Source organism: Nocardioides sp. (assembly GCF_031422975.1).
In the GTDB taxonomy this organism is placed as follows: domain Bacteria; phylum Actinomycetota; class Actinomycetes; order Propionibacteriales; family Nocardioidaceae; genus Nocardioides.
On sequence record NZ_JANPEO010000620.1, the window covers coordinates 1 to 4,389 of the forward strand.

Annotated in this window: 4 protein-coding genes; 1 reads left to right on the top strand and 3 read right to left on the bottom strand. The window is 71.5% G+C overall.

Features of this window, described 5'->3' with window-relative positions; all coding sequences use genetic code 11:
• On the top strand, positions 1-908 hold a 908-nt coding region (locus RMO85_RS18475), incomplete at its 5' end, for an ABC transporter permease (RefSeq protein ID WP_310530186.1).
• Between the two features lie 23 nt (positions 909-931).
• Here RMO85_RS18475 and RMO85_RS18480 read toward each other — a convergent pair.
• The 3 genes from RMO85_RS18480 to RMO85_RS18490 form a co-directional block, all read right to left on the bottom strand.
• Complete coding sequence (locus tag RMO85_RS18480; protein ID WP_310530187.1) at positions 932-2,128, bottom strand: amidohydrolase; 1,197 nt, start codon at positions 2,126-2,128, stop codon at positions 932-934.
• Positions 2,129-2,173: 45 nt separating this feature from the next.
• Complete coding sequence (meaB, locus tag RMO85_RS18485; protein ID WP_310530188.1) at positions 2,174-3,142, bottom strand: methylmalonyl Co-A mutase-associated GTPase MeaB; 969 nt, start codon at positions 3,140-3,142, stop codon at positions 2,174-2,176.
• A partial coding sequence (locus tag RMO85_RS18490; protein ID WP_310530189.1) for a methylmalonyl-CoA mutase family protein occupies positions 3,132-4,389 on the bottom strand: 1,258 nt, incomplete at its 5' end. The genes meaB and RMO85_RS18490, both read right to left, overlap by 11 nt.

Sequence of the window (4,389 nt, forward strand, 5' to 3'; positions counted from 1 at the left end):
TCGGCCTGCTGGCGGGCTCGCTCGCACTCGCCGTACCCCTCGTCTTCGGCGCCCTCGGCGGCGTCCTCGGCGAGCGGGCCGGTGTCGTCAACATCGCGATCGACGGCCAGCTGCTCCTCGGCGCGTTCGCCGCGGCGATCATCGGCTCCTCCACCGGCTCGCCGTGGGCCGGCCTGGTCGCGGCCATGTTCGCGGGAGCCCTGGTGGCGCTCGTGCTGGGTGTCTTCGCCATCACCTACCTCGTCGACCAGGTGATCGTCGGGGTGGTGCTCAACGTGCTCGTCATCGGCCTGACCAGCTTCATGTTCAGCCAGGTGCTGGCCCCCAACGCCGCCACCCTCAACTCGCCCCCGCGCTTCCCGCGCGTGCCCATCCCCCTGCTGGGCGACGTGCCGCTGATCGGGCCGATCTTCTTCCGCCAGACCATGATCGTCTACCTGCTCTACATCGCGGTGGCGCTCGTGACGTTCGCCCTCTACCGCACCCGGTGGGGACTCCGGGTGCGTGCCGTGGGCGAGCACCCCCTGGCGGCGGACACCGTCGGCATCAAGGTCAATCTCACCCGCTACCGCACCATCGTGCTGGCCGGTGCGATCGCCGGCATGGGTGGCGCGTTCTTCACCCTCGTCTCGGTGCCGCAGTTCAACCGCGAGATGACCGGCGGCGCCGGCTACATCGCCCTGGCCGCGGTCATCTTCGGGAAGTGGGACCCGGTCCGCGCGACGCTGGCCGCCCTGCTGTTCGGGTTCGCCTCCAACCTCCAGGGCGTGCTGGCGGTGCTCGGGTCCCCGGTGCCCAGCCAGTTCATGCTGATGCTGCCCTACGTCATCACGATCTTCGCGGTCGCCGGCCTGGTCGGCCGTTCGCGGCCCCCCGCGGCCGACGGCGTGCCGTACCAGAAGGAGTAGCGCAGCGCCGACCGGTCAGCCGGTCAGCCGGTCAGTGCAGCGACGGCGGCCTCGGCGAGCACGCGGGCGCCGATGCAGGTCGCGCGCTCGTCGACGCGAAGATTGCCCTGGTGGAGGTCATAGGTCGGCCCGCCCGGTGTGCGGGTGCCGAGCCTGGCCATCGAACCGGGGATCCGGTCGAGGTACCACCCGAAGTCCTCGCCGCCGAGACTCTGGGTCGTGGAGACGTGTCCGTGGTAGCCGAGCACCCGCTCCACCGCGCCGGCGAGGATCGCCGTCGCCGCCACGTCGTTGACGACGGGCGGCACGCCGCGCTGATAGGTGACCTCGGCGGAGACACCGTACGGCGCCACGATCTGGCCCACCAAGGTGCGGACGAGGTGCTCGGCGTCGGCCCACGCGACCGCGTCGAGCATCCGCACGGTGCCGGCGAGCGTGCCACGACCAGGGATCACGTTGGCGGCGGCGCCGGCCTGCACCATGCCCCACACGACGCTGACACCGGCGCGCGGGTCGAGGCGACGACTGAGGATGGCCGGCAGCTCGGTGATCAGCTTGCCGAGCGCGAAGGTGAGGTCCTCGGTGAGGTGGGGGCGACTCGTGTGCCCGCCCTTGCCGCCGAGCCGGACGAACAGCGAGTCCGCAGCGCCGGTCAGCGGCCCCTCACGCAGACCGAGTCGACCGACGTCGAGGCTGGGGTCGCAGTGCAGGCCGAAGACCTGGTGCACGTCATCGAGCACGCCGGCCTGGATCAGGTGCAGCGCTCCCCCGGGCATGATCTCCTCGGCCGGCTGGAAGAGCAGGCGCACCCGCCCGTGCAGGAGCCCGCTCGCCTGCACCTCGTTGATGGCCAGCGCCGCCCCCACCAGCGCGGCGGTGTGCACGTCGTGGCCGCAGGCGTGGGCCACACCGGGAATCGTGCTGGCCCACGGGTCCTTGGTGAGGTCCTCGACCGGCAGGGCGTCGAGGTCGGCTCGCAGCGCGACCCGCCGCTCGCCCGTCCCGATCTCTGCGATGAGACCGCCGCCGGCGATCTCGGTGACCTCCCAGTCGGTGCCGGCGAGGGCGTCGATCACCTTCCCCGTCGTGCGCGCCTCGGTCCACGCCAGCTCCGGATGGGCATGCAGGTCGCGGCGGAAGTCGATGAGCTGGTCGGCGTACTTCTCGATGACGGTGGCGATGAGCGTCGTCGGAGATTCGCCTGCGGGGGTGTCGGACATGATCTGCCCAGCGTAGTTGAGGCGACGCCGACCCTCACCGAATGCTCAGGAGTCGTACGCCGCGAGGATCCGGTCGGCCGCCATCGGGGCGGCCAGCTCGCCCGACAGCACGGCCGCGCGGATCTCGTCGCGGATCGCCGCCACGCCCGGTGACCGGCGCAGGCGCTGGTCGAGCTCGTCGCGCACCAGCGCCCAGGTGAAGTCGAGCTGCTGACCGGCCCGTTTGCGGGCCAGGCCGTCGGTGCCGAGGTGCTCGCGATGGGCCAGCACGCGCGCCCATACCTCGTCGACCCCCACGTCGTTGAGAGCCGAACACGTCACGACGGGCGGAGCCCATTCGCCACGTCCGCGGACCAGGCGGAGTGCGCCGGCGAGCTCGCGGGCGGCTCCGCGGGCCTCCTGCTCGCGATCACCGTCGGCCTTGTTGACCGTGATGACGTCGGCGATCTCGAGGATGCCCTTCTTGATGCCCTGCAGCTGGTCGCCGGTGCGGGCGAGGGTAAGGAAACAGAAGGTGTCGACCATGCCGGCGACCGTCACCTCGGACTGGCCGACGCCCACCGTCTCGACGAGCACCACGTCGTAGCCGGCCGCCTCGAGCACGAGCATCGCCTGCGTCGTCGCGCGAGCGACCCCACCGAGGGTGCCGGCCGACGGCGAAGGACGGATGAAGGCGTTGGGGTCCACGGACAGTCGCGCCATCCGGGTCTTGTCCCCGAGCACGGAACCTCCCGTGCGCACCGACGACGGGTCGACCGCGAGCACGCCCACCCGATGTCCGGCGGCGGTCAGCCGCGAGCCGAGGGCCTCGATGAAGGTGGACTTGCCGACGCCGGGGACGCCGGAGATGCCGACCCGGATCGCGGTGCTCGGATCTGCCAGCGATGCCAGCAGCCCGCGCGCCAGGACCCGGTGCTCCGGCCTGGACGACTCGACGAGCGTGATCGCCCGCGAGACGGCGGCCCGCTGGCCGGCGCGGACGCCCTCGACCAGCGCGGGGACGTCAGGCGTCACGGAGTCGCGCCAGCAGGTCGAGCGCCGAGTCGGCGATCACCGTGCCCGGCAGGAACACCGCGGCGGCACCCATGTCCTTGAGCGTCTGCACGTCATCGGGCGGGATCACGCCGCCGATGACGATCATGATGTCCGGGCGGCCCTGGTCGGCGAGCGCCTGCCTGAGCGCCGGCAGCAGCGTCAGGTGTCCGGCCGCCAGCGAGGAGACCCCCACGATGTGGACGTCGGCGTCGATCGCCTGCTGGGCGACCTCCTCGGGCGTGGAGAACAGCGGGCCGACGTCGACGTCGAAGCCCAGGTCCGCGAACGCCGTGACGACGACCTTCTGGCCACGGTCGTGGCCGTCCTGGCCCATCTTGGCGACCAGGATGCGCGGTCGGCGACCCTCCTGCGCCTCGAACTCGTCGGTGGCCGCGAGCACCTGGGCGACCTTGCCGTTGGCAGCCCCATTGTCCGCCATGTCGGCCTCGTCGCGATACACGCCGCTGATCGTACGGATCACGGCCTGGTGTCGGCCGTAGACCTTCTCGAGCGCGTCCGAGATCTCGCCGACGGTGGCCTTGGCGTGTGCCGCGTCGACCGCGAGCGCGAGCAGGTTGCCCTCGAGCGAGCCGCCACCGACCGCGCCGGCCTCGGCCGACCTGGTGAGTGCGTCCAGCGTGCGGCGTACGTCGTCGTCGTTGCGCTCTGCGCGCAGCCGCTCCAGCTTGGCGATCTGCTGGCGGTAGACGTCGTCGTTGTCGACGCGGAGCACGTCGAGCTTGTCCTCCACGGGGAGGCGGAACGTGTTGACGCCGATCACCTTCTGCGAGCCGGCGTCGATGCGGGCCTGGGTGCGGGCAGCCGCCTCTTCGATGCGCATCTTCGGGATGCCCAGCTCGATCGCCTTGGCCATGCCGCCGGCGCGCTCGGCCTCGAGGATGTGCGCCCACGCCCGCTCGGCGAGGTCGTGGGTGAGCCGCTCGACGTAGTAGGAGCCGGCCCACGGGTCGATGATCTCGGTGGTCCGCGACTCCTGCTGGAGCAGCAGCTGGGTGTTGCGGGCGATACGGGCCGAGAAGTCGGTGGGCAGCGCGATCGCCTCGTCGAGGGCGTTGGTGTGCAGCGACTGGGTGTGCCCCTGGGTCGCGGCCATCGCCTCGATGCAGGTGCGGCCGACGTTGTTGAAGACGTCCTGCGCCGTCAGGGACCACCCGGAGGTCTGGCAGTGAGTCCTCAGGCTGAGCGACTTGGGGTTGTGCGGACTG